The sequence below is a fragment of the Bacillus velezensis genome (genome assembly GCF_001461825.1).
Lineage (GTDB): Bacteria > Bacillota > Bacilli > Bacillales > Bacillaceae > Bacillus > Bacillus velezensis.
The window spans coordinates 42,953-65,410 of record NZ_LLZC01000019.1 but is presented as its reverse complement, the minus strand read 5'-3'; the positions used below and the strand labels follow the sequence as shown (position 1 = coordinate 65,410).

The window sequence follows — 22,458 nt, the reverse complement described above, 5'->3', positions numbered from 1 at the left end:
TATAAAAATATTAAAAGGAAAAGCAGGAATATAGCAACTTCTTAGTGAATATAGTAGAAATGGAAGGTAGCCCGCTATTTTTGAAAAGCATTGTGGGGATGGCTTTTTGGATAGCAACATCTAATAATGATTGTTCTAATGAACACTCACTTATCCATTGTAAAACTAAGGGGGAGCAGAAATGGAAATCTTAAAAGTTTCAGCAAAATCAAGTCCAAATTCAGTAGCAGGCGCGCTTGCCGGTGTATTGAGGGAACGCGGAGCCGCCGAAATTCAAGCAATTGGGGCGGGTGCCTTAAACCAGGCTGTTAAAGCGGTTGCGATTGCCAGAGGCTTTGTCGCGCCAAGCGGCGTAGATTTGATTTGTATTCCGGCTTTTACAGATATACAGATTGACGGAGAAGAAAGAACGGCGATTAAGTTAATCGTCGAACCCCGTTAAAAACAAAAACACGACATTCTCAACCTGCTTGCGTAAGGCGAGCGGGTTGTTTTTATTGTTGTCATATTTTCTCACAATATTATATTGATAGTACGAAGAGATGATAAATGGCTTTATTCATATAATATTCAAAAAAAATCCCGCCCATTTTTCCGGACGGAAGCAGTTGTTTTCTTGGAGTGGACACTGGTATTTACCTCCTTTTTATCTCGTGTTACAATCCAGTTATTACAGTGTTTTTTCGAGGAGGAGTGTACATGTTGGGAGGAAAGATGAAAGCTATCGTCAAAAATGAAAACGCTTTCGGAGCAACTCTGAAAGAAATTCCCATACCTTCCATTAATGAGAATGAAGTTCTCATTAAAGTACAGGCCGCATCTATATGCGGTACAGATGTGCATATTTATAATTGGGATCAATGGGCGCAGAAACGAATCAAAACACCTCAAGTATTCGGACATGAATTCAGCGGTATCGTAGCGGAAACGGGCAAACACGTCACAAATGTCAAAATAGGTGACTACGTTTCGGCTGAAACCCACTTCGTCTGCGGTACTTGTGTCCCTTGTTTAACAGGAAAACATCATGTGTGCACCCATACAAAGATCCTCGGCGTAGATACAGCCGGTTCCTTCGCTGAATATGTCAAAGTGCCGGCTCGAAATGTTTGGAAAAATCCCGCTGATATGGACCCCGCCGTCGCTTCTGTTCAAGAGCCGCTTGGCAACGCGGTGCATACGGTGCTGGAAAACAGCCAGCTTGCGGGCGGTTCCGCTGCAATTATCGGTTGCGGACCGATCGGACTGATGGCGGTGGCGGTGGCTAAAGCGGCCGGTGCGTCCCGTATTGCGGCCATTGATAAAAATGATTACAGGCTGGCTCTTGCGAAGAAATTGGGAGCCACGATCACCATTCCAGCTGACGAGGAAGATCCGCTTGAGGTGATCGACACCTTAACAGGCGGAGAAGGAATCGACCTTGTCTGTGAAATGTCCGGCCACCCGACAGCCATAACACAAGGATTAAAGATGGCGGCCAACGGGGGAAGGTTCCACATGCTGAGTCTGCCGGAACGTCCGGTGACGGTTGACCTGACAAATGACGTGGTGTTTAAAGGACTTACCGTCCAAGGCATCACAGGCAGAAAAATGTTTGAAACTTGGCGGCAGGTATCGCACCTGCTTGAATCCGGCCTTGTTGATCTGACGCCGGTGATCACGCATCAGTTTCCGCTTGAAGACTTTGAAAAAGGGTTTGACCTGATGAGAAAGGGCCGGTGCGGCAAAGTCATTTTGATTCCATAAGGGGAGGGTTCTATAATGAAAGAATTTGAATTTCTAAAAGCCGAGCTTGATAAAATGAAAGAAAATAAAACGTGGCAGCAAATGAAACAAATTGAAACGAAGCAGGGTCCGTCGGTGGAAGTCAAAGGGGAAAACGTGATACAGCTTTCATCGAACAATTATCTCGGTTTGACGTCGCATCCAAGGCTTGTCGAAGCGGCCAAACGCGCCGCGGAAGAATTCGGAGCGGGTACGGGGTCCGTCCGGACAATCGCCGGAACATTCACAATGCACAATGAGCTGGAGAAGAAATTGGCAAACTTTAAAAAAACAGAAGCGGCACTTGTTTTTCAATCGGGGTTCACAACGAATCAGGGCGTCCTATCAAGCATTCTTACAAAAGAGGATATCGTGATCTCTGACGAACTGAACCATGCTTCCATCATTGACGGAATCAGGCTCACAAAAGCAGATAAAAAGGTGTACCGCCATGTTGATATGGACGATTTGGAAAGGGTGCTGAAAAAATCAATGAATTACCGCATGCGCCTGATCGTCACCGACGGCGTATTCTCAATGGACGGCAACATCGCTCCTTTGCCTGACATCGTCAAACTTGCAGAGGCGTACGATGCCTTTGTGATGGTCGACGACGCGCATGCTTCCGGCGTACTCGGAAAAAACGGAAGGGGAACGGTTAATCACTTCGGGCTTGACGGAAGAGTCCACATACAGGTGGGCACATTAAGCAAAGCCATCGGAGTGCTTGGCGGTTACGCCGCAGGGTCGCAGGTTCTGATCGATTACCTGCGCCATAAAGGGCGTCCTTTCTTATTCAGCACTTCTCATCCGCCTGCGGTAACGGCCGCATGCATAGAAGCCATTGACGTCCTGCTGGAAGAGCCGGAGCATATGGAAAAGCTATGGGAAAACACGGCGTATTTCAAAGACAAACTGGTTCAAATGGGGCTGACCCTCACAAAAAGCGAAACACCGATCGTGCCGATATTAATAGGGGAGGAAGAAAAAGCCCAGGCATTATCAGACCTTTTATTGACCCGCGGCGTCTTTGCACAAAGCATCGTGTATCCGACGGTCGCCCAAGGAAAAGCGAGAATCCGCACCATTATTACGGCGGAGCATACAAAAGAGGAGCTTGACCGGGCACTGGAAGTAATCCGTTCAGCCGCAAAAGAGCTGCAGCTTGTGTAAGGGGGGAAATGATTCCCTCTTTTTTATTTCTTATTGATTCTTATTCTCAATAAGGTGTACAATAATAGGCTGGCGGTTGTGCCAAACGCTTTTAACCAGTATACTTGAGGGTGGAAGTTTCGGTTGAAAGGAGACATTCGAACATGAATGAAAAGCAAAAGCAGGAAAGCGGACAAGTGAATCCGGCGGACAAAAAATCCGAAAAGGATTACAGCAAGTATTTTGAAGCCGTTTATATTCCGCCTTCTTTAAAAGATGCGAAAAAACGGGGCAAAGAATCCGTTCAATATCATAACGATTTTAAAATCTCAGAAGAATTTAAAGGCCTCGGTGAAGGCAGGAAATTTTATATCCGCACGTACGGATGCCAAATGAACGAGCATGATACGGAAGTCATGGCGGGTATTTTTATGGCGCTCGGTTATGAAGCGACAAATTCGGTTGATGACGCGAACGTTATTTTATTAAACACTTGCGCTATCCGGGAAAACGCTGAAAACAAAGTGTTCGGCGAGCTCGGCCATTTAAAGGCGCTCAAAAAAAATAACCCGGACTTGATTCTCGGTGTCTGCGGCTGCATGTCACAGGAAGAATCAGTCGTAAACCGCATCCTTAAGAAGCACCCGTTTGTCGATATGATTTTCGGCACGCACAACATTCACCGTCTGCCGGAACTTTTATCAGAGGCATATTTATCAAAAGAGATGGTCATTGAAGTGTGGTCGAAGGAAGGGGATGTCATTGAAAACCTTCCGAAAGTCCGCAACGGAAAAATTAAAGGCTGGGTCAACATTATGTACGGCTGTGACAAGTTCTGCACATACTGCATCGTACCGTATACCCGCGGAAAAGAACGAAGCCGCCGTCCTGAGGAAATTATCCAGGAAGTCAGAAGACTTGCAAGCGAAGGCTATAAAGAAATCACGCTGCTCGGTCAAAACGTGAATGCGTACGGAAAAGATTTTGATGATATGACGTACGGTCTCGGTGATTTAATGGACGAACTGCGTAAAATTGATATTCCGAGAATCCGATTCACGACGAGTCATCCGCGTGACTTTGATGATCGTCTGATCGAAGTGCTCGCCAAAGGCGGCAACCTTCTTGATCATATCCATCTTCCGGTTCAATCAGGAAGCTCAGCGATGTTAAAAATGATGGCGCGCAAATATGACAGAGAACGCTATCTGGAGCTTGTCGGAAAAATTAAAGCGGCGATGCCGAACGCTTCACTGACGACCGATATTATTGTCGGTTTCCCGAATGAAACCGATGAACAATTTGAAGAAACGCTTTCGTTATATCGCGAAGTGGAATTTGACAGCGCATATACGTTTATTTACTCTCCGCGTGAAGGCACGCCGGCAGCGAAGATGAAAGACAATGTTCCGATGAGGGTCAAGAAAGAACGTCTTCAGCGCCTCAATGATTTGGTGAAAGAAATTTCAGCCAAAAAAATGAAGGAATATGAAGGCAGGACTGTCGAAGTATTAGTTGAGGGAGAAAGCAAAAATAACCCTGACATTCTTGCCGGCTATACGGAAAAAAGCAAGCTCGTCAACTTCAAAGGGCCGAAAGACGCCATCGGCAAGATTGTACGCGTCAAAATCGAACAGGCGAAAACATGGTCGCTTGACGGTGTGATGGCAGGAGAAGCAATCGAGGTGAAATAATAATGACGCTTTACTCTAAGAAAGACATTGTACAGCAGGCTAGGAACCTTGCGAAAATGATTTCTGAAACAGAAGAAGTTGATTTTTTCAAACGCGCTGAGGCGCAGATTAACGAAAATGAAAAAGTCTCTGCGATTATTAATCAGATTAAAACCCTGCAAAAGCAAGCCGTTAACCTGAAGCACTACGAAAAGCTTGAAGCGCTGAAACAAGTGGAAAGTAAAATTGACGCCCTGCAGGAAGAGCTTGAAGGGATTCCGATCATTCAGGAATTCAGAGATTCCCAGATTGAGGTCAATGACCTTCTTCAGCTTGTCGCACATACGATCTCAAATCAGGTGACAAACGAAATCATTACATCTACCGGAGGCAACCTGCTGACGGGAGAAACCGGTTCAAAAGTAAAACATTCGAATAACAGCTGTTCTATTTAAACACGGGGCCTTCATCGGCCCGTGTTTTTTTGCTGTTTGAGAACTAATTGTAATATGCACTAAATTTTCATTGACTCACCGTTTTGTCCCATTTTACTGGAAAGTTTTATCATACTTAAAAGTAAAGTTTCTGGGCAGGGCTGCATACAATGAAACAGAAACTTTGTATTTTTATATTTTTATTATAAAAATGCACATGAGACAAATGCCCAGCATAAGATAACACGAAGAAGAACAAGGAGGCCTGCCGGAATGTCTGAATACAGGGAAATTATTACGAAAGCGGTAGTTGCGAAAGGAAGAAAATTCACCCAATGCACCAACACGATCTCACCTGGAGAAAAACCGTCAAGTATATTGGGCGGCTGGATTATCAACCACAAGTACGATGCCGAAAAGATCGGGAAGACTGTAGAAATTGAAGGGTATTATGATATAAACGTCTGGTACTCTTACGCCGATAATACAAAAACGGAAGTTGTAACCGAGAGAGTAAAGTATGTCGATGTGATTAAACTCAGATACAGAGACACAAATTACTTAGATGACGAACACGAAGTCATTGCCAAAGTGCTGCAGCAGCCGAATTGTCTTGAAGTCACCATTTCTCCTAACGGAAATAAAATCGTGGTTCAGGCAGAGAGAGAATTTTTAGCAGAAGTGGTCGGTGAAACGAAAGTCGTCGTCGAAGTCAATCCTGACTGGGAAGAAGACGATGATGATGATTGGGAAGACGATCTTGATGAAGAATTAGAGGACATTAACCCTGAATTTTTAGTCGGAGATCCTGAAGAATAAGTTGAGGCTAGGGGAGTTTAACACCCCAAGTCTCTTTTTTATATATAAAGATATCACTCTTTTGTTTATGTTATAATGGGATTCGGATAAGAGAAGATACATAGTGAGGGATTAAATGATGGCTAGTTACACGCCTATGATACAGCAATACTTGAAGATAAAGGCAGAGCACCAAGATGCCTTTTTATTTTTTCGGCTTGGTGACTTTTATGAAATGTTTTTTGAAGATGCAAAAAAAGCTTCACAAGAGCTTGAAATTACACTGACAAGCAGAGACGGAGGTTCGGCTGATAAAATTCCGATGTGCGGCGTGCCGTATCATTCCGCGGCGGCTTATATTGAACAGCTGATTAAAAAGGGCTATAAAGTGGCGATCTGTGAACAGACGGAAGATCCGAAGGCGGCTAAAGGCGTTGTGAAAAGAGAAGTCGTCCAGCTGATCACACCGGGAACCGTGATGGATGGAAAAGGCATCCATGAATCGGAAAACAACTTTATCGCTTCCGTTTCCGAATTTCGTAACGGATACGGTCTCGCTTTATCGGACTTAACGACCGGAGAAAACCTGGCCGTATTTATTGAGCGGATTGAAGATGTCATGTCAGAAATTTACTCAGTCGGCGCAAAGGAAATTGTCGTATCAAGCAAGTTTAACGAACATACAGCTGCTCAGCTGAAAGAACGGTGCGGCGCCACGATTTCCATCGAAGACGGGGAAATAACAGAACGCATTGAAATCGCAAAGCACTTGCCGGGCGAAGAGCTGACAGAGACGTTTATGCGTTTATATACGTATTTGCAGAAAACGCAAAAACGGAGCCTGGATCATCTGCAGCCGGTTCAAGTATATGAATTGGAAGAAGCGATGAAAATTGACCTGTATTCAAAACGGAATCTTGAGCTGACGGAAACGATCCGTTCGAAAAGCAAAAAAGGGTCATTGCTTTGGCTTTTAGACGAGACGAAAACAGCAATGGGCGGCCGGCTTCTCAAACAATGGATTGACCGCCCGCTGATCAGGGCATCCCAAATCGAAGAACGCCAGGAAATGGTCGAGACGCTGATCAATCATCTGTTTGAGCGTGAAGATCTGCGAGAGCGCCTGAAGGAAGTATACGATTTAGAACGTCTGGCGGGCCGGGTCGCATTCGGAAACGTCAACGCAAGGGATTTAATCCAGCTGAAAGAATCTTTAAAACAAGTGCCGAGCATCAAAGAGCTTGTAGGGTCTCTTAACCATAAAAAAGCAAAAGAACGCGCCGGCTTGATTGATCCGTGCGGAGATTTGCTTGACCTGTTAGAAGAAGCCCTTCATGAAAACCCGCCGTTATCGTTAAAAGAAGGCAATTTAATTAAAGACGGCTATCATCAGAAGCTCGATGAGTACCGTGACGCCAGCAAAAACGGTAAAGACTGGATTGCCAGACTGGAGCAGCAGGAACGCGCTTATACGGGCATCCGTTCATTAAAGGTCGGTTTCAATAAAGTGTTCGGCTATTATATTGAAGTCACAAAAGCAAACCTTCATCTGCTTGAAGACGGACGGTATGAGCGGAAGCAGACCCTCACAAACGCCGAACGGTACATTACGCCGGAATTGAAGGAAAAAGAAGCGCTTATTTTAGAAGCGGAAAACAACATCTGCGAGCTGGAATATGAGCTTTTTGCCGGACTGCGTGAAAAGGTGAAACAATTTATTCCGCGCTTGCAGCGTCTTGCCAAACAAATGAGTGAGCTGGACGCACTGCAATGCTTTGCTACGATCAGTGAAAACAGGCATTACACAAAGCCCGTCTTTTCTGATAATGAAGTAAAAGTCATTGAAGGGAGACACCCCGTCGTTGAAAAGGTGATGGACAGTCAAGAATACGTGCCGAACAACTGCCTGATGGGCGATTCGCGGGAAATGCTCCTGATTACGGGTCCGAATATGTCAGGTAAAAGCACGTACATGAGACAGATCGCACTTTTATCGATCATGGCCCAGATCGGCTGTTTTGTGCCCGCAAAAGAAGCGGTTCTGCCGATTTTTGATCAAATCTTCACGAGAATCGGGGCAGCGGATGATTTGATTTCCGGACAAAGCACCTTTATGGTGGAAATGCTGGAAGCGAAAAACGCGATTGTGAACGCCACAAAAGACAGCCTGATCCTGTTTGATGAAATCGGCCGCGGGACATCAACGTACGACGGAATGGCGCTGGCACAGGCGATTATTGAATATGTTCACGATTATATCGGCGCTAAAACACTGTTCAGCACGCATTATCATGAGCTGACGGTGCTTGAAGATAAGCTTCCTCAGCTGAAAAACGTTCATGTGCGCGCAGAGGAATATAACGGAACGGTCGTGTTTCTCCATCAAATCAAAGAAGGAGCCGCAGATAAAAGTTACGGCATTCATGTCGCCCAGCTTGCCGAGCTCCCGGATGATCTGATCAGCCGCGCGCAGGAGATCTTAAAACAGCTTGAGCAGACGGGAGATAAACCGGAGCTTCCGGCGGTATCTGAGAAAAAGTCTGCCGTCAGAGAAGAACCGGCACAGCTGTCCTTTTTTGCTGACGGTGAAAAAGAACAGAAGGCACCGGCTGTTTCTAATAAAGAAAAACAAGTGCTTGAAGCCTTTAAGTCAATCAATATTCTCGATATGACGCCGCTTGAAGCGATGAACGAAATGTACAAGCTGCAAAAAAAATTAAAATAGAAAGAGGTGACGGACTTGGCAAAAGTCATCCAGCTCTCAGATGAACTTTCAAATAAAATAGCGGCCGGCGAGGTGGTCGAACGGCCTGCCTCAGTCGTTAAAGAATTGGTGGAAAACGCCATCGACGCAAACAGCACAGTCATTGAAATCGACATAGAGGAAGCGGGGCTTTCGTCGATTCGGGTGCTCGATAACGGCGAAGGGATGGAAACCGATGATTGCAAGCGGGCTTTCCGCCGCCACGCGACCAGTAAAATCAAAGATGAAAACGACCTGTTCCGGGTGAGAACACTCGGTTTCCGCGGAGAAGCTTTGCCAAGTATCGCGTCTGTTTCTCATCTGGAAATCAAAACGAGCATCGGCGAGGGAGCGGGCACCCATCTCATTCTTCAGGGCGGGAATATCATTTCTGAACAGAAATCCTCCAGCAGAAAAGGAACGGAGATTATCGTTACCAACCTGTTTTTCAATACACCCGCCAGATTGAAATATATGAAAACCGTGCATACGGAGCTCGGCAATATTACGGATGTTGTTAACCGGATCGCTCTTGCGCATCCGGAAGTATCGATCCGTCTCCGTCATCAGGGGAAAAATCTGCTGCAGACAAACGGTAACGGGGACGTGCGCCATGTGCTGGCCGCAATTTACGGGACGGCGGTTGCGAAAAAAATGATACCGCTCCATGTCAGCTCGCTTGATTTTGAAGTCAAGGGCTACATTGCGCTTCCGGAAATCACGCGTGCATCCAGAAACTACATGTCATCTGTCATTAACGGAAGATACATTAAGAATTTCCCGCTTGTAAAAGCGGTGCATGAGGGCTATCACACACTTCTGCCGATCGGCCGCCATCCGATTACGTTTATCGAAATTACGATGGACCCGATTTTGGTCGATGTCAATGTACATCCCTCAAAGCTTGAAGTCCGCCTCAGCAAAGAGACGGAGCTGCATGAGCTGATCCGTGACGGGATAAAGGAAGTGTTTCAAAAGCAGCGGCTTATTCCGAGCGCCCAGCTCCCGAAAAAATCAGCGCCGGCACCGGCCAAAAACGAACAGCAATTTATGACATTCGAGGAAAGCGCGCCTGAGCGGAAACTTCCTGAAAAAACGCCGGAGCCGTCTTACTCACCAATGAAGCTGAGTTCGGTCGTAAAAGAGCCTGAGCCGGTAATAATAGAAGAAGAGATTCTCCCGAATGAAGCGGATCACGAAGTGCCGCCGGAGCTCGGCATGGCGGAAACGGCAGCGCCTGTTTCCGATACTCCGGAACCGGAAGCTGTCTCTGAAGAAATACGGGAAGAAAGAGTTCCGGTGATGTATCCGATCGGCCAAATGCACGGGACATATATTTTAGCCCAAAACGAAAACGGCTTGTATATCATTGACCAGCATGCGGCACAAGAACGGATTAAATACGAATATTTCCGGGAGAAAGTCGGGCAGGTCGAGCCTGAAGTACAGGACATGATCGTGCCGCTCACCTTTCATTACGCGGCAAACGAAGCGCTGATCATTGACCAGCATCAGCATGAGCTTGAAAGTGTCGGAGTATTTTTAGAAGCATTCGGCACGAACAGCTACATCGTCCGCTGCCATCCGGCCTGGTTTCCAAAAGGGGAAGAAGCTGAACTGATTGAAGAAATCATTCAGCAGGTGCTTGACGCCAAGCAGATCGATATTAAGAAACTGCGGGAGGAAGCGGCCATTATGATGAGCTGCAAAGGCTCAATCAAAGCGAACCGCCATTTGCGAAACGACGAAATCAAAGCGCTCTTGGACGACCTGCGCCGAACGACAGACCCGTTCACATGCCCGCACGGCCGGCCGATCATTATCCACCACAGCACGTATGAGATGGAGAAGATGTTTAAGCGTGTGATGTAGAAGGGTTCTGTGTGGGATGTGCCCCGTCGTTCACTTGCAAATTTGATATCTGAATGAACTTCATTCCTTCACCGAAGACGCAGCATTAAAACGCATGGGTTGGGAGATTGAAAGGGAACGGTTTTTAAAGAGAATACAAAGAGCGGTTAACCGGCCTTCTCAAAAGGAGCGGCAAATGAATGAATTTTGTTCAGCTGATAAGAGATCCGGAATGCATTTTCTATATCAAACGGTTCTTAAAAGAACAGAGCGAACGGAATTACATGCTATTTGTCACTGGTATAAACTCAGGCCTTCGTATATCAGATATACTGGAGCTGAGAGTAAGAGACGCCAAGCGGCCGTATTTCAACCTTATAGAGAAGAAAACCAAAAAGAAAAAGAGAATTGACATGACGCCGGCTCTTCAAAAAGAATTAAAGGCGTATATTGAGGGGAAAGAAGATCACGAATATCTTTTCAAAAGCCGCGAAGGGATCAACAAGCCCATTTCCCGGGTCGATGGCTTATAAGATGCTGAGGACTGCTGCTGAGTATGTCAATTTGGATGATATAGGCACGCACACGCTGAGGAAAACATTCGGGTACCATTTTTACAAGCAAGCAAAAGACGTTGATATGCTGCAGGAGATTTTCAACCACTCTGACCAGCGGACAACCCTTCGATACATTGGAATTAACCGATACCATGAACAACGCCAGGAAGAAATCCAAAATATAAATAGGCTCATCTCATAAACAAGATGAGTCTTTTTTCTGTATATTTTTATTGATTCCCTTCAAAAAGCAAACGTGGAATTCATTTTAGGGATATTGCTTGAAAACAAGGGTGGCAAGAGCTGACGGCACTTCGGGCAGTTGCACAGTATATAACACATGGGTAATTCGTGGATATTGTGGATAAATGGAAAATTTGGGCGTTTTTCGTGATATTATCGTGTTACAGGAGGTGAGCGGCATGAGTCGAGGCGCAACAGGTTCAGCGTTAGAAGAGAAAGGCATGGTTTGATAGAACGATACCAAGTAATGAAGGGGTGAGCGGGATGACTGCAGCAGAGCAAAAAGGAATGTACTAAAAAGATTTTGGCAGAAAGATGGCACGATAACGGCACATCATTTTGTTTTAGATAAGGTATTATGGTAATAGGTAATAAACAGGCAGGCGCTTTCCCAATCGGGAGGGCGCTTTTTCTATTGGGGGGATTTCATTGAAGAATTTAGTAATGCGGGACACACATTGCAAGGAAGCGGCTCTGGACAAAATCAAACAAATTCTTAACGCTGGTCAAATATTAGAAGTCAAGTCAACTAAAGAAGAACCCTCTTTAAAGAATGAATACAACAAGCACGGCGACATTTGTTACAGCATAAGAGGGTATGATCAGTTTGATAACTAAATGAATTGTGTACTAAATGTTCATTTCGAGAATTAAGCGCCGCCCAATAAGGGGGGCGCTTTTTATGTTCTCTGCAAACAACTCTAGTGAATCGTTCGACAAATTTTGCAAACAGTTCCTTCATTACGCTCTTTCACCGATAATAAGGTGGGAGGTGATAGAATGACTGATTTAGAGAAAAGATTGAAGTTTATTGAATTCAGACAGGAATTGTTATTTCGGGACGATCCTGTTTCACGTTTGTTTTTTGAATATAAAATAACAGAAGAACAAGTAGATCAAATCTATGATCTTTTTGATGACTACCGAACCCGTATTGAGAATAAGATGGATGTACACCACGGTTCCTTTGAACAAGCTTTGTATGAAATTGTTCCTGAGCAAAATGGCAATTATCACTTTGTTGAATTTTTAGCCAAAGAGCTTTTTGATTCTGGTAGATGGCAAGAAGTATTTGAGAAGTTATACGGTGATATGCTTAAATATCAACAACTATTTAAGAAATAATTAGAGCATCCTACGGGGTGCTTTTTTATGTTCTCTGTAAACTCGTCCGGTAATTCTCAGGATGGACAATCGGCGTGAATCAGCTTGAGTACGGGGGTAGTTTAGAAAGAATATACCAATTGATTTCCCAACTTGTACCATGTAGATAAAATTCTTTATTAATTAATTGCATTGCCTATTTAAGTTCTCTTAATGAAGTCTTGACCAAGAACGTTTGTTCGAGTATTATTAATGATGAGTAAATAGTAGCAGGAATTCCCCTATTTTTGTTGAATTCTATGAGTTGGAAATATAAAAAGGGGGAAATATTCATTGTTAGAAGACAAACAATCTTATATTGCAAATTTCAATTGTACTTTTGGAAAATAAAACCAACCTATGTTGGATTACTTTTTTGAAATTATACTACCGGCTTTTTTAAAAGAAGAAGATCAAAAAAAAGGAAGTGAAAAAAAGGATGCTGACTTCTTTTTCCGCGATGTTAAACTGACTAATGTAAAAGGTGAATTTGTCCTTGCTGGTTTAATTGTTAGAAGTACTACTTTAAAAGTGAAGTCGAGAATCATCAATGGTGAATTAGTAAGGACAAATGAAGTATATCCTTCGGATCCTTACTCTTATTTCTTAATAAATTTAAAAAACCATCGCATGGTTTTAGTTAAAAATCAAAAAGGAAGTCCAACTTTAAAGAATTTTTCAGTAACAGCTAGGGATAAAATTAAAACCTTCATTAGGGAAGAGAATAAAGTTAGGGAAGAAAGATTACCTAATGTTAATTTGAATGTGGTAGCTATCCCTTTTAAAGGAGCAATCGAGGAAGAGTTAAAGAAAGTAAAAAAAATCAAGAATGTAACCTTAAGATTTTACCCTTTAAATGGTGATATCATTGACAATGAAACAGTCGATTATTTAACCGAGTCTTTAGAAAAACTAGGTTCAAAAACAGGGAATATAACATACAATACACCAGATAATAAAGATAATGTGGTATCGATTATTAAAGACACAAAGGGTTTAATGAAACCTACAATAAGAGTAAAATTTAATAATGGAACTTCAGGGACTTTAAAGGATGATTCATTTACAGAGGTAATGAATATACCTTTAGATGAAGAAGAAACTTTCAATCAGAATATTGATGAGATTACTGGTAAAGTTATAAATAAAACGGAATTTAATGAAACTAGTGAAGAAAATAGGTCAATATACGATAGAATGTATACAAAACTTGAAAATGCATACAATAAATTATTTAAAAAATAGCTTTTAAAAGGTGATTAAATGGATGAGGGAAAAAAAGAGCAGATAAAGGAGCATATTAAAGATTTACTTAAATACAAAAGAATGAGCTCTAATCAAATATTTTTAGAAAGTGTCGGTCTTTTTAAATTATCTTACATAAGATTGTGCTTTTTGATTTTAATATTTGTGGCTGTATTCATATTCCTTAATTTTGTTCTATTTAATGTAGCTAGTGCAATTGATATCATATCGGACATAACAGTAAATGTTAATACGATCATAATCCCTATTTTCACAATTATTGTTACAGGTTATGCTATCTTTCAAGCACTAGCTAACGACCAGACCATGATAACCTTAATTGCAGTAAAACATAAAGAGCACAGTAGCAAATTTAAAATATACAATTTGTATTTTTTGGGTGTGGGAGTATTTTATTTAATTATAATAATCATTAATTTTTTGTTGATGATTATTTTTAAATATTTATCCAGTAATTGGTATTTTATCTATTTGAGTAAGGAAACCAATGAATTAATATCTGCGTTGTTGATTAGTTTTTACATCACTTTTATATTGAATTTTTTAATTGAGCTGAAAAGTGTTATTTATAACTTGTTTCAAGTTTTCGTTACTAATGCCTCATCTAATGGTATAAACTTTTTAAAAAGTGAAATTGAGAAAGAAGAAAAAGATAAATAATCACTTTTATGACATCCATAACGGATGTCTTTTTATTTTAAAAGGAGCTGAGAGGAATGAAGGGTAGATAGGATATAGATTAAGTTGAGAAAGTGATGAGGAGAATTGTCGGGGACGGAGGATGTTCGCGCCACACGGTGCCAGTGATCAATGTACTATATACAGACTGATACATGTCAGCTAACTCCTAATATTTAACTAACGTATGTTCGTATTAAATCCTGCCACTTTTTAGGAGGATTTTATGCATGTACAATAGTGGAGGATTTAGACGTATTTGTACTCTTTACGTTGATGAAAAAAAGAAAAGGTGATTCCAATACCGCTTAAGCCATTGAGGGAATGTAAAGCCAGTGGTGTAAGGCAATTACCAGGGAGGGATATTGTCCAGACCACAGAAACGCTCAGCAGGAGGAAACAAAACAATAACAAGTTTTTATAAATCAACAGATTGGAAACGAACAAGACAACTTGCATGATACGAGACAATTATCTCTGTCAGTGTTGTTTGAAAGATCATTGCTTCACTCCGGCTGACATGGTGCATCACATTGTGGAAGTAAAGAAAGATTGGTCGAAACGATTAGACATGAAGAACCTTGAAAGCTGTGTAACGCGTGTCACAACAAGGCTCACGGCAGCAAGGGCAAGTGACCCTCCCGCTAACAAATCTTTGAAAGGGAAACGAACGGAGAACGGCGATCTCCCTTCTGCAAACAAACACCGCTTTTCAAAGTTCCGAAAACAGCAGAAAGCCCCCTCAGCAAATCTGCCGAGAGGGCTTGGTACGACTGGTTTTGTTGTTGATTTCATCGTAACACGAAGGAATGAAATCCTCCCTTAATGAGAGGGCTTTTTTCATTTAAATTGATTAATAACTTAAAGATTGAGAATAGTTTCTCGCACTGACCTTCATCTTTTCACCGGATCTTTTGTAAGAGACTTTTGCTAAGGTTTCGTTTTCGTCTATGTATGGAGCTTTCCAAAATACAGAGATTTCACTAACGCTTTTGTCTTCTATTGCTGTGCGAGCAGCTAAATCATCACTATATAATTCAATCATTTTCTTAGTTCTTGCTAATGAATTTTTTAAATCAAAGGACAAGTGAACCAGTGCAATGTTTTGACCGTTTTCTTTAGTTCCAAGATCCTGATTGACTTCAATATCTTCGACAGAAACGTTATGTAGGTGTTCATTTACTAATTCTTTAATTTTATTTTCGGGATTTTCCGTTACATCCACATACGGTGAGTCATCTAATTCTGATTGATCACTTTTAGTAATTAACCCATATTCACTTTTGACGCTTAACTTACCATCAACAAAATGAAGAGATACCGTTGCATCATTTTCCAAGCCGTCCTCTCCATCAAAATCATAATCTGGTGATGAATATTTATTAATTTTATATTCAGATTTCGCTTTGCCGCCAACAATTTTTTTGACTTCATCATAAGTCATATCTTCTCTTATTTTTTTATATTCGCCTGGCGTAATGGTCGCAATAGGTTCATCTTCATATTTAAGAAAATGCTTATTAATGAACCCTATTGAAAGTAATATAACGATACATGTAAGAGACAGCCGAAGTCCAGTTCTTCTTGTTTTTCCCGGAACCAGCAATATTACCCCAATAAATGCCCCTATAACCATGAAACCACCAAACAATGCAATAAATAAAGCCATAATGATCTCCTCTCCTATCCTTGAACATAAACATCTTAAAACAAAAGAGGAAGGATTTCCATACTTGCAAGAGTTTGCTGTCACTGAAGATGAACCTGGAAGCACAATAAAAAAGCAAGGGGTCTTTTTGTATGGTCCCGAATTTTTCATTGAATGTTACTAGTGAAAAATCTCTTAAAGAGCAAGATGATTCTCATGGGAAGAGATGGGGGAAGAATTTAAATAAAATTGGAATTTGGTGAGTGGACAATGTGCAAGAATCAAGGGGGACTAGTAATTAGCCCCCCTTACATTTAGTTCTTCCTGCGGTTTTTTCTATTTTTGATCAAACTGAAAACCACTAAGAGAACCACACCGACAGCAACAATATAAAATGAAATTTCTGCTGCTGCGGTATTAATATTCTTAAGAACAAGGATAAGCCCTATTAAAACTATAGGAATGATGTAAGTTAGAATTCTTATAGCTTTTGGGCTCGGTTCAGCGTTTCTTTTATTTTCCATAATTACCTCCCGTCTAAAGTTTAACACAGGTTAAATTTGATAATCACCAACAATAGTCCCGTTTAAAGAGGAAACATAAGAGTTTAAGTAATCCAATAAGCGGCGTACGTGCCGTTTGGTCCAGAAGATGCTTTACTCTAGCATAAAAGATTACTCAGGGGAGAATGCTCCGGCTGTTCCAAGAAAGTGAAGAAACAACATCATTGTGTGTGAATTACGTCGTATTTTTCTAATTTTGAATTGTGTGTTAATGCCAACACATAAGCATAACATTGAAATTCGGTGTAAGGAGCTAAGGTATTCTGATATATTTTGAGGAAGCCGTATGGGTTTAGGTTATCTTGAAGAAAAGGATTGAAATAAGAATCTAGATTGAATGTCATTTAAAGACTGAGTATCCTCTCAGGCTACTTCGACAATTCTTTTCAAAATAAAAACTCGATTTGTTTTTCTTTCTTTTTATCCGAAAATTATACCATTCTCCATTTTCTGAATAAAATCTCCTAAAGTATTCATGTAAATGAATATTCTTATTTCCTTATATATTACGATAACAAATTTTAAAAACCGGAGGCTGGTTCTTTTGGTTGATTTGAACAGTTTTTTATCTTTACCGGAAAATCCATGGAAAAACGTGGTGTCATCTGGTAAAGTGGTTACAGTCGGCTGGGCGGCGGCAGCAGTCTGCCCGGATCTTTTAAATGGGAATGGTGACAATGGATCATACATATGAAGTGCATCAAATCAAAACTTATCACCAGATGTGGTCCAACTATTGTTATATTATCGCAGACCGCTCAAAAAAATCTGCGATAGCGGTGGACCCGTCCTGGGAAATCGATAAAATAACCGATAAACTGCATGAATTGGATGTTGAATTATCAGCTATTTTATTAACACATTCGCATTATGACCATGTAAACTTGGCGGAGCCGCTTCAGCAAATCTATCATTCTGATATATACATGTCGTCGGCGGAAATCGATTTCTATCAATTCCGGTGCAGAAACTTAATAGCGCTTGAAGACGGCCAAACCTTTGCGGCCGGAGGGTTTATCATCAGAAGTATACTGACCCCGGGACATACGGCCGGGGGAATGTGCTATTTGCTATCTGATCATCTTTTTACCGGTGACACCGTGTTTACAGAAGGGTGCGGTATATGTGAGGACAGGGGCAGCTCAGCTGAAGATATGTTTCACAGTATACAGAGGATCAAAGCCTCCATTCCGCCGCATGTGCGTGTGTATCCGGGGCACTCCTTCGGGGAGAAGCCGGGTCAAAAAATGGAGAGTCTTTTGAAAAACAATATTTACTTTCAGATTGAAAAAAAAGAACATTTCGTGAATTTTCGCAACAGAAAAAATCAAAAAGGGCTGTTTCATTTTAAGTAATGAGTAATTTAGTTCTATCTAACTAGCTTTCCTTTTGAGGCAAGGAACTTCTGAAATGGAATGGTAGTTATTACTAGATTTCTGGTGATGAATGGCTGAGTAACGGGAGTTTGCGGAAGAGAACGCCGGGCAGGCCGGATGGGACATTCTGCTTACGCCTGTTCCGAAAGCCCTGAGCCCGACTTCCGGCAGGGAAAAATAGGCATTATTCAGGAGTTCGCATAGGATAAATTAACTTGACATGGTATTTTTGTGAAGTTACTATCAACTTGAACATGCTTCTTATCTGAATCCGAGAAAGGATGGCTGAGAAAATGATCACATACTTATTCCCCGGACAAGGTTCTCAAAAGCAGGGAATGGGGAGCTCATTGTTTGATGAATTTAAAGACTTAACGGAGCAGGCTGATGAAACACTCGGATATTCCATGAAACGGCTTTGTCTTGAGAATCCGTATTCCAATCTTCATAAGACTCAGTTCACCCAGCCCGCTTTATATGTTGTAAACGCGTTAAGCTATTTGAAAAAAATCCAAGACAATGACATAAAGCCGGATTATGTGGCCGGCCACAGTTTGGGAGAATATAATGCGCTGTTTGCAGCAGGTGCTTTTGATTTTATTACCGGCCTGCAGCTTGTCCGTAAAAGAGGCGAATTAATGAGTATGGCCACTGACGGAAAAATGGCCGCCGTTATGGGGTTAACTGCAGCTCAAGTGTCAGACGCCCTTCAAACGCACGGATTACATACGATTGATATTGCCAATATGAATTCTCCTCACCAAGTTGTCATATCCGGACGCAAAGAAGACATTGAAAGAGCCAAAAGCGTATTCGAAGGATTAAAAGACGTTACGATGTTTCATCCGTTAAACGTAAGCGGCGCTTTTCACTCGAGATATATGAGTGAAGCAAAACAAGAGTTCGAAAAATTTTTACAGTCATTTCATTTTTCTGCTATATCAATTCCCGTCATTTCTAATGTGCATGCCAGACCTTATGAGCAAGACGGAATCCACTCCGTTCTGGCCGATCAGATCGACCATTCAGTGCGATGGAACGACAGCATCCGCTATCTGCTGGACAAAGGGCGGATGGAATTTGAAGAAGTCGGCCCGGGCCATGTGCTGACAGGGCTTATTCACCGCATCAAAAAAGAAACTGAAGCTTCACCCGCCATGTAGCGGAACGCAAGTCAAAATTCTTATCTCACACAATAGTGCCAGCCATACAACATCACGACCACTTCACCTGCACACGACATCACGAAAAACTCACAAATCAATATTTTAAAAAAATAAGCAGCAAAAAGGAGAACAAATGAACCAGCCAATTGTTTTCATGTTTTCTGGACAGGGTTCCCAATACTATCAAATGGGGAAAGAGCTGTTTGCACATAACGCCGCTTTTCGGCAGAAAATGCTTGACTTGGACGATTTTGCAGTCAGCCGTTTCGGTTACTCTGTCCTTAAAGAGATGTATCATACAGGCAATCGTCTGTCTGATCCATTTGACCGCCTTCTTTTCAGCCATCCTGCCATTTTTATGGCTGAGTACGCACTTGCATATGCTTTGGAGCAAAGAGGCATACGTCCCGATTATGTGATCGGAGCAAGCCTCGGAGAGTATGCAGCGGCCGCTGTGTCGGGCGTGCTGAGCGCCGAGGATGCTTTAGATTGCGTGCTGGAACAGGCCCGAATCGTTACGGAAACTTGCCGTAACGGCAGCATGCTTGCGATACTGGGTGATCCGGCTTTATATCAAGATGATCCGCTGCTCGGCGAACATAGTGAATTGGCATCTGTAAACTATCATTCTCACTTTGTCATCTCAGGAGAGCGGGAGCATATCAAAAGGATCATGGACGATCTGAGAGAAAAGCAGATTCCTCATCAGCTATTGCCGGTATCTTACGGGTTTCACTCAGCGCTGGTTGATCAGGCGGAACAGCCGTACAAGCGCTTTTTAGCTCAGAAATCAATCCGGACTCCATTTATACCGTACATCTCCAGTGCGACAGGAGAGGCTGAGACCGATATACAAGCGGACTTTTTCTGGGATATCGTAAGAAAGCCGATTCGATTCCGCGAAGCGCTTCAATTCGCAGACAGCCGCCAAAAAGGATTGTATATCGATGCCGGGCCTTCCGGAACATTGGCCGCATTTGCCAAACAGATTCTTCCTGCAGGATCGGCTGAACGCATCCGTGCCATTATGACGCCGTTTCATAAAGAACAAACACATTTGCAGCAAATAGAAGACAGCATTTTATCACCGCCCGGAAGGAGACTGTAAGATGATCAGCTTTGTTTTTCCAGGCCAAGGCTCGCAAAAAATCGGGATGGGAGAGGACCTGTTCGGCCGCTATCCTGAATTAACCGCAAAGGCCGATCACATTCTCGGATATTCCATTCAGGAGCTGTGCCGGGATGGAGAACGTCTCAATCAGACTCAGTTCACTCAGCCGGCGCTCTATGTCGTCAATGCCCTCAGTTATTTGAAAAAAACAGAAGAAACCGGCTTGAAACCGGATTTTACCGCCGGACACAGTTTAGGCGAATATAACGCGTTATACGCTTCGGGCGCCTTTGATTTCGAAGAAGGCTTACAGCTGGTCAAAAAAAGGGGCGAACTGATGAGCCGCGCAAAAGGAGGCGGCATGGCAGCGGTGATCGGCCTGACTCATGAGCAGGTGACGGATGTTTTAAGAGAAAATCACTTGGATATGATTGATATCGCCAACATGAACACACCGCAGCAAATTGTCATTTCCGGATTTAAAGAAGATATTGAAAAAGCCGCATCCGTTTTTGAAGCCGTAAACGGCGTAAAAATGGTTCACCGCTTAAATGTCAGCGGCGCCTTTCATTCCAGATACATGCTGGAAGCGAAGGAGGAATTTTCACGGTTTATCGAGTCTTTCCATTTTAAGCCGCTGTCCATTCCGGTCATTTCAAATGTGACGGCAAGACCCTATGAGCAGAGAGAGTTGAAAGAGACACTCACCGGACAAATAACGGGATCGGTGAACTGGACTGACAGTATCCGTTTCTTAATGGGAAGAAAGAACATGAGCTTTGAGGAAATCGGTCCCGGAAAAGTGCTGACGGGGCTGATTCAAAGAATTACGGCTGAAGCGGAGCCGATAACAGATGAAATCAAAGTCCCGGCTGAGACTGGAAAAAGCTCAATTACGGCGGCGTCTTTAGGAAATGAAGAGTTTAAGCGCGATTATCAATTGAAATACGCCTACTTGGCCGGCGGCATGTACCGCGGAATTTCTTCGAAGGAAATGGTCGTCAAACTGGCCGAAAAAGGAATGATGGGCTTTTTCGGAACGGGCGGTTTGAACATCGCGCACGTTGAGGACGCCATTTTGTCAATTCAGCATGAGCTTCGTGACGGCGGTTCCTTCGGCATAAATGTTGTACATAACATGAAACATACAGATTCAGAAGAAAAAATGATTGATCTTTTATTGAAGCATGGGGTTCAGAACTTGGAAGCATCAGCGTTTTTAACGGTTACTCCCGCTTTAGTAAGGTTTCGCGCTAAGGGGTTAAAACGCGGTGCCGGCGGGCAAATAATAGCGCGTCAGCGGATTATCGCCAAGCTTTCCCGTCCGGAAGTAGCGGAAGCGTTTCTCAGCCCGGCGCCTGATCACATTCTGCAGAAACTTGCAGCCGAAAACAAAATTACCGCTGAAGAAGCAAGTCTGATGAGAGAAATACCCGTTGCGCACGACATCTGCGTAGAGGCTGACTCAGGCGGCCACACTGACGGCGGAGTTGCTTACAGCCTCATGCCGGCGATCATCCGTTTACGAGATGACATGATGAAAAAATACCGATACGGCAAAACCGTCCGCATCGGAGCCGCAGGGGGAATCGGAACGCCTGAGGCTGCCATGGCCGCATTTATGCTCGGCGCTGATTTTATTGTGACCGGATCTATTAACCAATGCACCGTTGAGGCAGCGACGAGCGGCCTCGTAAAGGACCTCCTGCAGCAGATGAATGTACAGGATACGGCCTACGCGCCGGCCGGCGATATGTTTGAATCAGGCAGCAAGGTGCAGGTATTAAAGAAAGGGCTGTTCTTTCCGACCCGCGCCTCTAAGCTGCATGAACTGTATCAGCGTCATCGCTCAATTGAAGAAATTGATGAAAAGACACTCAGACAAATAGAAGAGAAGTATTTTAAGGCAAGTGTAAGCAGTATTTATGACAAAGTGAAGGCTCATTATTCGAATGAAGACATTTCAAAAGCCGAACGGAATCCGAAACAGAAAATGGCGCTCATATTCAAATGGTATTTCAGGCAAAGTTCTGCTTCGGCGATTAAAGGAGACCCGGATGCCAAGGTAGACTTCCAGATTCATTGCGGCCCGGCATTAGGCGCCTTTAATCAATGGGTGAAAGGTACGGAGCTGGAGTCCTGGAAAAACCGCCATGCCGATGATATCGGCATGCGGCTTATGGAAGAGACGGCCTCGCTTTTGAATCAGAAGTTAGGTTCATTTTTGCAAACGTGTTGACAAGACGAAATGATAGATTGAAAACATGGAATATTCATAAAAGATGAAACAGG

The 22,458-nt window shown here is 43.0% G+C and carries 19 protein-coding genes and 3 pseudogenes; 20 read left to right on the top strand and 2 right to left on the bottom strand.

Annotated elements, in window-relative coordinates:
- The first annotated feature begins 181 nt into the window (after positions 1 to 181).
- From spoVS to AR442_RS20855, 15 genes and pseudogenes are all read left to right on the top strand, one after another.
- Positions 182 to 442, top strand: coding sequence for a stage V sporulation protein SpoVS (gene spoVS, locus AR442_RS11025; RefSeq protein WP_003154135.1), 261 nt, complete (start codon positions 182 to 184; stop codon positions 440 to 442).
- A 257-nt stretch (positions 443 to 699) separates the two neighbouring features.
- A complete protein-coding gene (tdh, locus tag AR442_RS11020; RefSeq protein ID WP_014417804.1) occupies positions 700 to 1,746 on the top strand; it encodes an L-threonine 3-dehydrogenase in 1,047 nt (348 codons plus the stop codon).
- Between the two features lie 12 nt (positions 1,747 to 1,758).
- Positions 1,759 to 2,937 carry a glycine C-acetyltransferase gene (locus AR442_RS11015; RefSeq protein ID WP_029325912.1) on the top strand — a complete coding sequence of 393 codons (1,179 nt, stop codon included), beginning with the start codon at positions 1,759 to 1,761 and terminating at the stop codon, positions 2,935 to 2,937.
- A 143-nt stretch (positions 2,938 to 3,080) separates the two neighbouring features.
- Positions 3,081 to 4,610 carry a tRNA (N6-isopentenyl adenosine(37)-C2)-methylthiotransferase MiaB gene (miaB, locus tag AR442_RS11010; RefSeq protein ID WP_014417805.1) on the top strand — a complete coding sequence of 510 codons (1,530 nt, stop codon included), beginning with the start codon at positions 3,081 to 3,083 and terminating at the stop codon, positions 4,608 to 4,610.
- A 2-nt stretch (positions 4,611 to 4,612) separates the two neighbouring features.
- Complete coding sequence (ricA, locus tag AR442_RS11005) at positions 4,613 to 5,044, top strand: regulatory iron-sulfur-containing complex subunit RicA (protein ID WP_003154113.1); 432 nt, start codon at positions 4,613 to 4,615, stop codon at positions 5,042 to 5,044.
- A gap of 252 nt (positions 5,045 to 5,296) precedes the next feature.
- Positions 5,297 to 5,842, top strand: a complete 546-nt coding sequence (gene cotE / locus AR442_RS11000) for an outer spore coat protein CotE (protein ID WP_003154111.1) — start codon at positions 5,297 to 5,299, stop codon at positions 5,840 to 5,842.
- Positions 5,843 to 5,960: 118 nt separating this feature from the next.
- On the top strand, positions 5,961 to 8,546 hold the full coding sequence (mutS, locus tag AR442_RS10995; protein WP_053285095.1) for a DNA mismatch repair protein MutS: 2,586 nt from the start codon (positions 5,961 to 5,963) through the stop codon (positions 8,544 to 8,546).
- 15 nt (positions 8,547 to 8,561) lie between these two features.
- On the top strand, positions 8,562 to 10,436 hold the full coding sequence (mutL, locus tag AR442_RS10990) for a DNA mismatch repair endonuclease MutL (RefSeq protein ID WP_014417807.1): 1,875 nt from the start codon (positions 8,562 to 8,564) through the stop codon (positions 10,434 to 10,436).
- A gap of 52 nt (positions 10,437 to 10,488) precedes the next feature.
- Positions 10,489 to 10,614 (top strand): annotated as a pseudogene (locus AR442_RS20860) (ArpU family phage packaging/lysis transcriptional regulator); the annotation flags it as partial.
- Between the two features lies 1 nt (position 10,615).
- Positions 10,616 to 11,157, top strand: a pseudogene (locus tag AR442_RS10985) (tyrosine-type recombinase/integrase).
- A 487-nt stretch (positions 11,158 to 11,644) separates the two neighbouring features.
- Positions 11,645 to 11,833 (top strand): hypothetical protein, encoded by a 189-nt coding sequence (locus AR442_RS10980; RefSeq protein WP_053284987.1) that lies wholly within the window; start codon positions 11,645 to 11,647, stop codon positions 11,831 to 11,833.
- Between the two features lie 162 nt (positions 11,834 to 11,995).
- On the top strand, positions 11,996 to 12,340 hold the full coding sequence (locus tag AR442_RS10975) for a hypothetical protein (RefSeq protein ID WP_053284986.1): 345 nt from the start codon (positions 11,996 to 11,998) through the stop codon (positions 12,338 to 12,340).
- A gap of 378 nt (positions 12,341 to 12,718) precedes the next feature.
- Positions 12,719 to 13,603, top strand: coding sequence for a hypothetical protein (locus tag AR442_RS10970; RefSeq protein ID WP_053284985.1), 885 nt, complete (start codon positions 12,719 to 12,721; stop codon positions 13,601 to 13,603).
- A gap of 18 nt (positions 13,604 to 13,621) precedes the next feature.
- The gene (locus AR442_RS10965; protein WP_053284984.1) at positions 13,622 to 14,284 is read left to right on the top strand and encodes a hypothetical protein; all 663 of its coding nucleotides are present in this window, start codon (positions 13,622 to 13,624) and stop codon (positions 14,282 to 14,284) included.
- Between the two features lie 319 nt (positions 14,285 to 14,603).
- A pseudogene (locus AR442_RS20855) lies at positions 14,604 to 14,938 on the top strand (HNH endonuclease).
- A gap of 217 nt (positions 14,939 to 15,155) precedes the next feature.
- Here AR442_RS20855 and AR442_RS10960 read toward each other — a convergent pair.
- Positions 15,156 to 15,971: a hypothetical protein gene (locus AR442_RS10960; RefSeq protein ID WP_053284983.1), complete on the bottom strand. Its 816-nt coding sequence runs from the start codon at positions 15,969 to 15,971 to the stop codon at positions 15,156 to 15,158.
- A gap of 293 nt (positions 15,972 to 16,264) precedes the next feature.
- On the bottom strand, positions 16,265 to 16,474 hold the full coding sequence (locus tag AR442_RS10955) for a hypothetical protein (protein WP_029973446.1): 210 nt from the start codon (positions 16,472 to 16,474) through the stop codon (positions 16,265 to 16,267).
- A gap of 583 nt (positions 16,475 to 17,057) precedes the next feature.
- Between AR442_RS10955 and AR442_RS20740 the strand changes: the two genes are divergently transcribed.
- The 5 genes from AR442_RS20740 (at position 17,058) to fabD (AR442_RS10935) (ending at position 22,405) form a co-directional block, all read left to right on the top strand.
- Positions 17,058 to 17,207, top strand: coding sequence for a hypothetical protein (locus AR442_RS20740; RefSeq protein WP_223255065.1), 150 nt, complete (start codon positions 17,058 to 17,060; stop codon positions 17,205 to 17,207).
- A complete protein-coding gene (locus tag AR442_RS10950; protein ID WP_053284982.1) occupies positions 17,191 to 17,868 on the top strand; it encodes an MBL fold metallo-hydrolase in 678 nt (225 codons plus the stop codon). Before AR442_RS20740 ends, AR442_RS10950 begins: the two co-directional genes overlap by 17 nt.
- 314 nt (positions 17,869 to 18,182) lie before the next feature.
- On the top strand, positions 18,183 to 19,052 hold the full coding sequence (gene fabD, locus AR442_RS10945) for an ACP S-malonyltransferase (RefSeq protein WP_015417505.1): 870 nt from the start codon (positions 18,183 to 18,185) through the stop codon (positions 19,050 to 19,052).
- 136 nt (positions 19,053 to 19,188) lie between these two features.
- Entirely contained in the window at positions 19,189 to 20,163 is a 975-nt protein-coding gene (locus tag AR442_RS10940; RefSeq protein WP_017417808.1) for an acyltransferase domain-containing protein, read from the top strand.
- Between the two features lies 1 nt (position 20,164).
- Positions 20,165 to 22,405: an ACP S-malonyltransferase gene (gene fabD / locus AR442_RS10935; protein ID WP_053284981.1), complete on the top strand. Its 2,241-nt coding sequence runs from the start codon at positions 20,165 to 20,167 to the stop codon at positions 22,403 to 22,405.
- Positions 22,406 to 22,458: the final 53 nt, after the last annotated feature.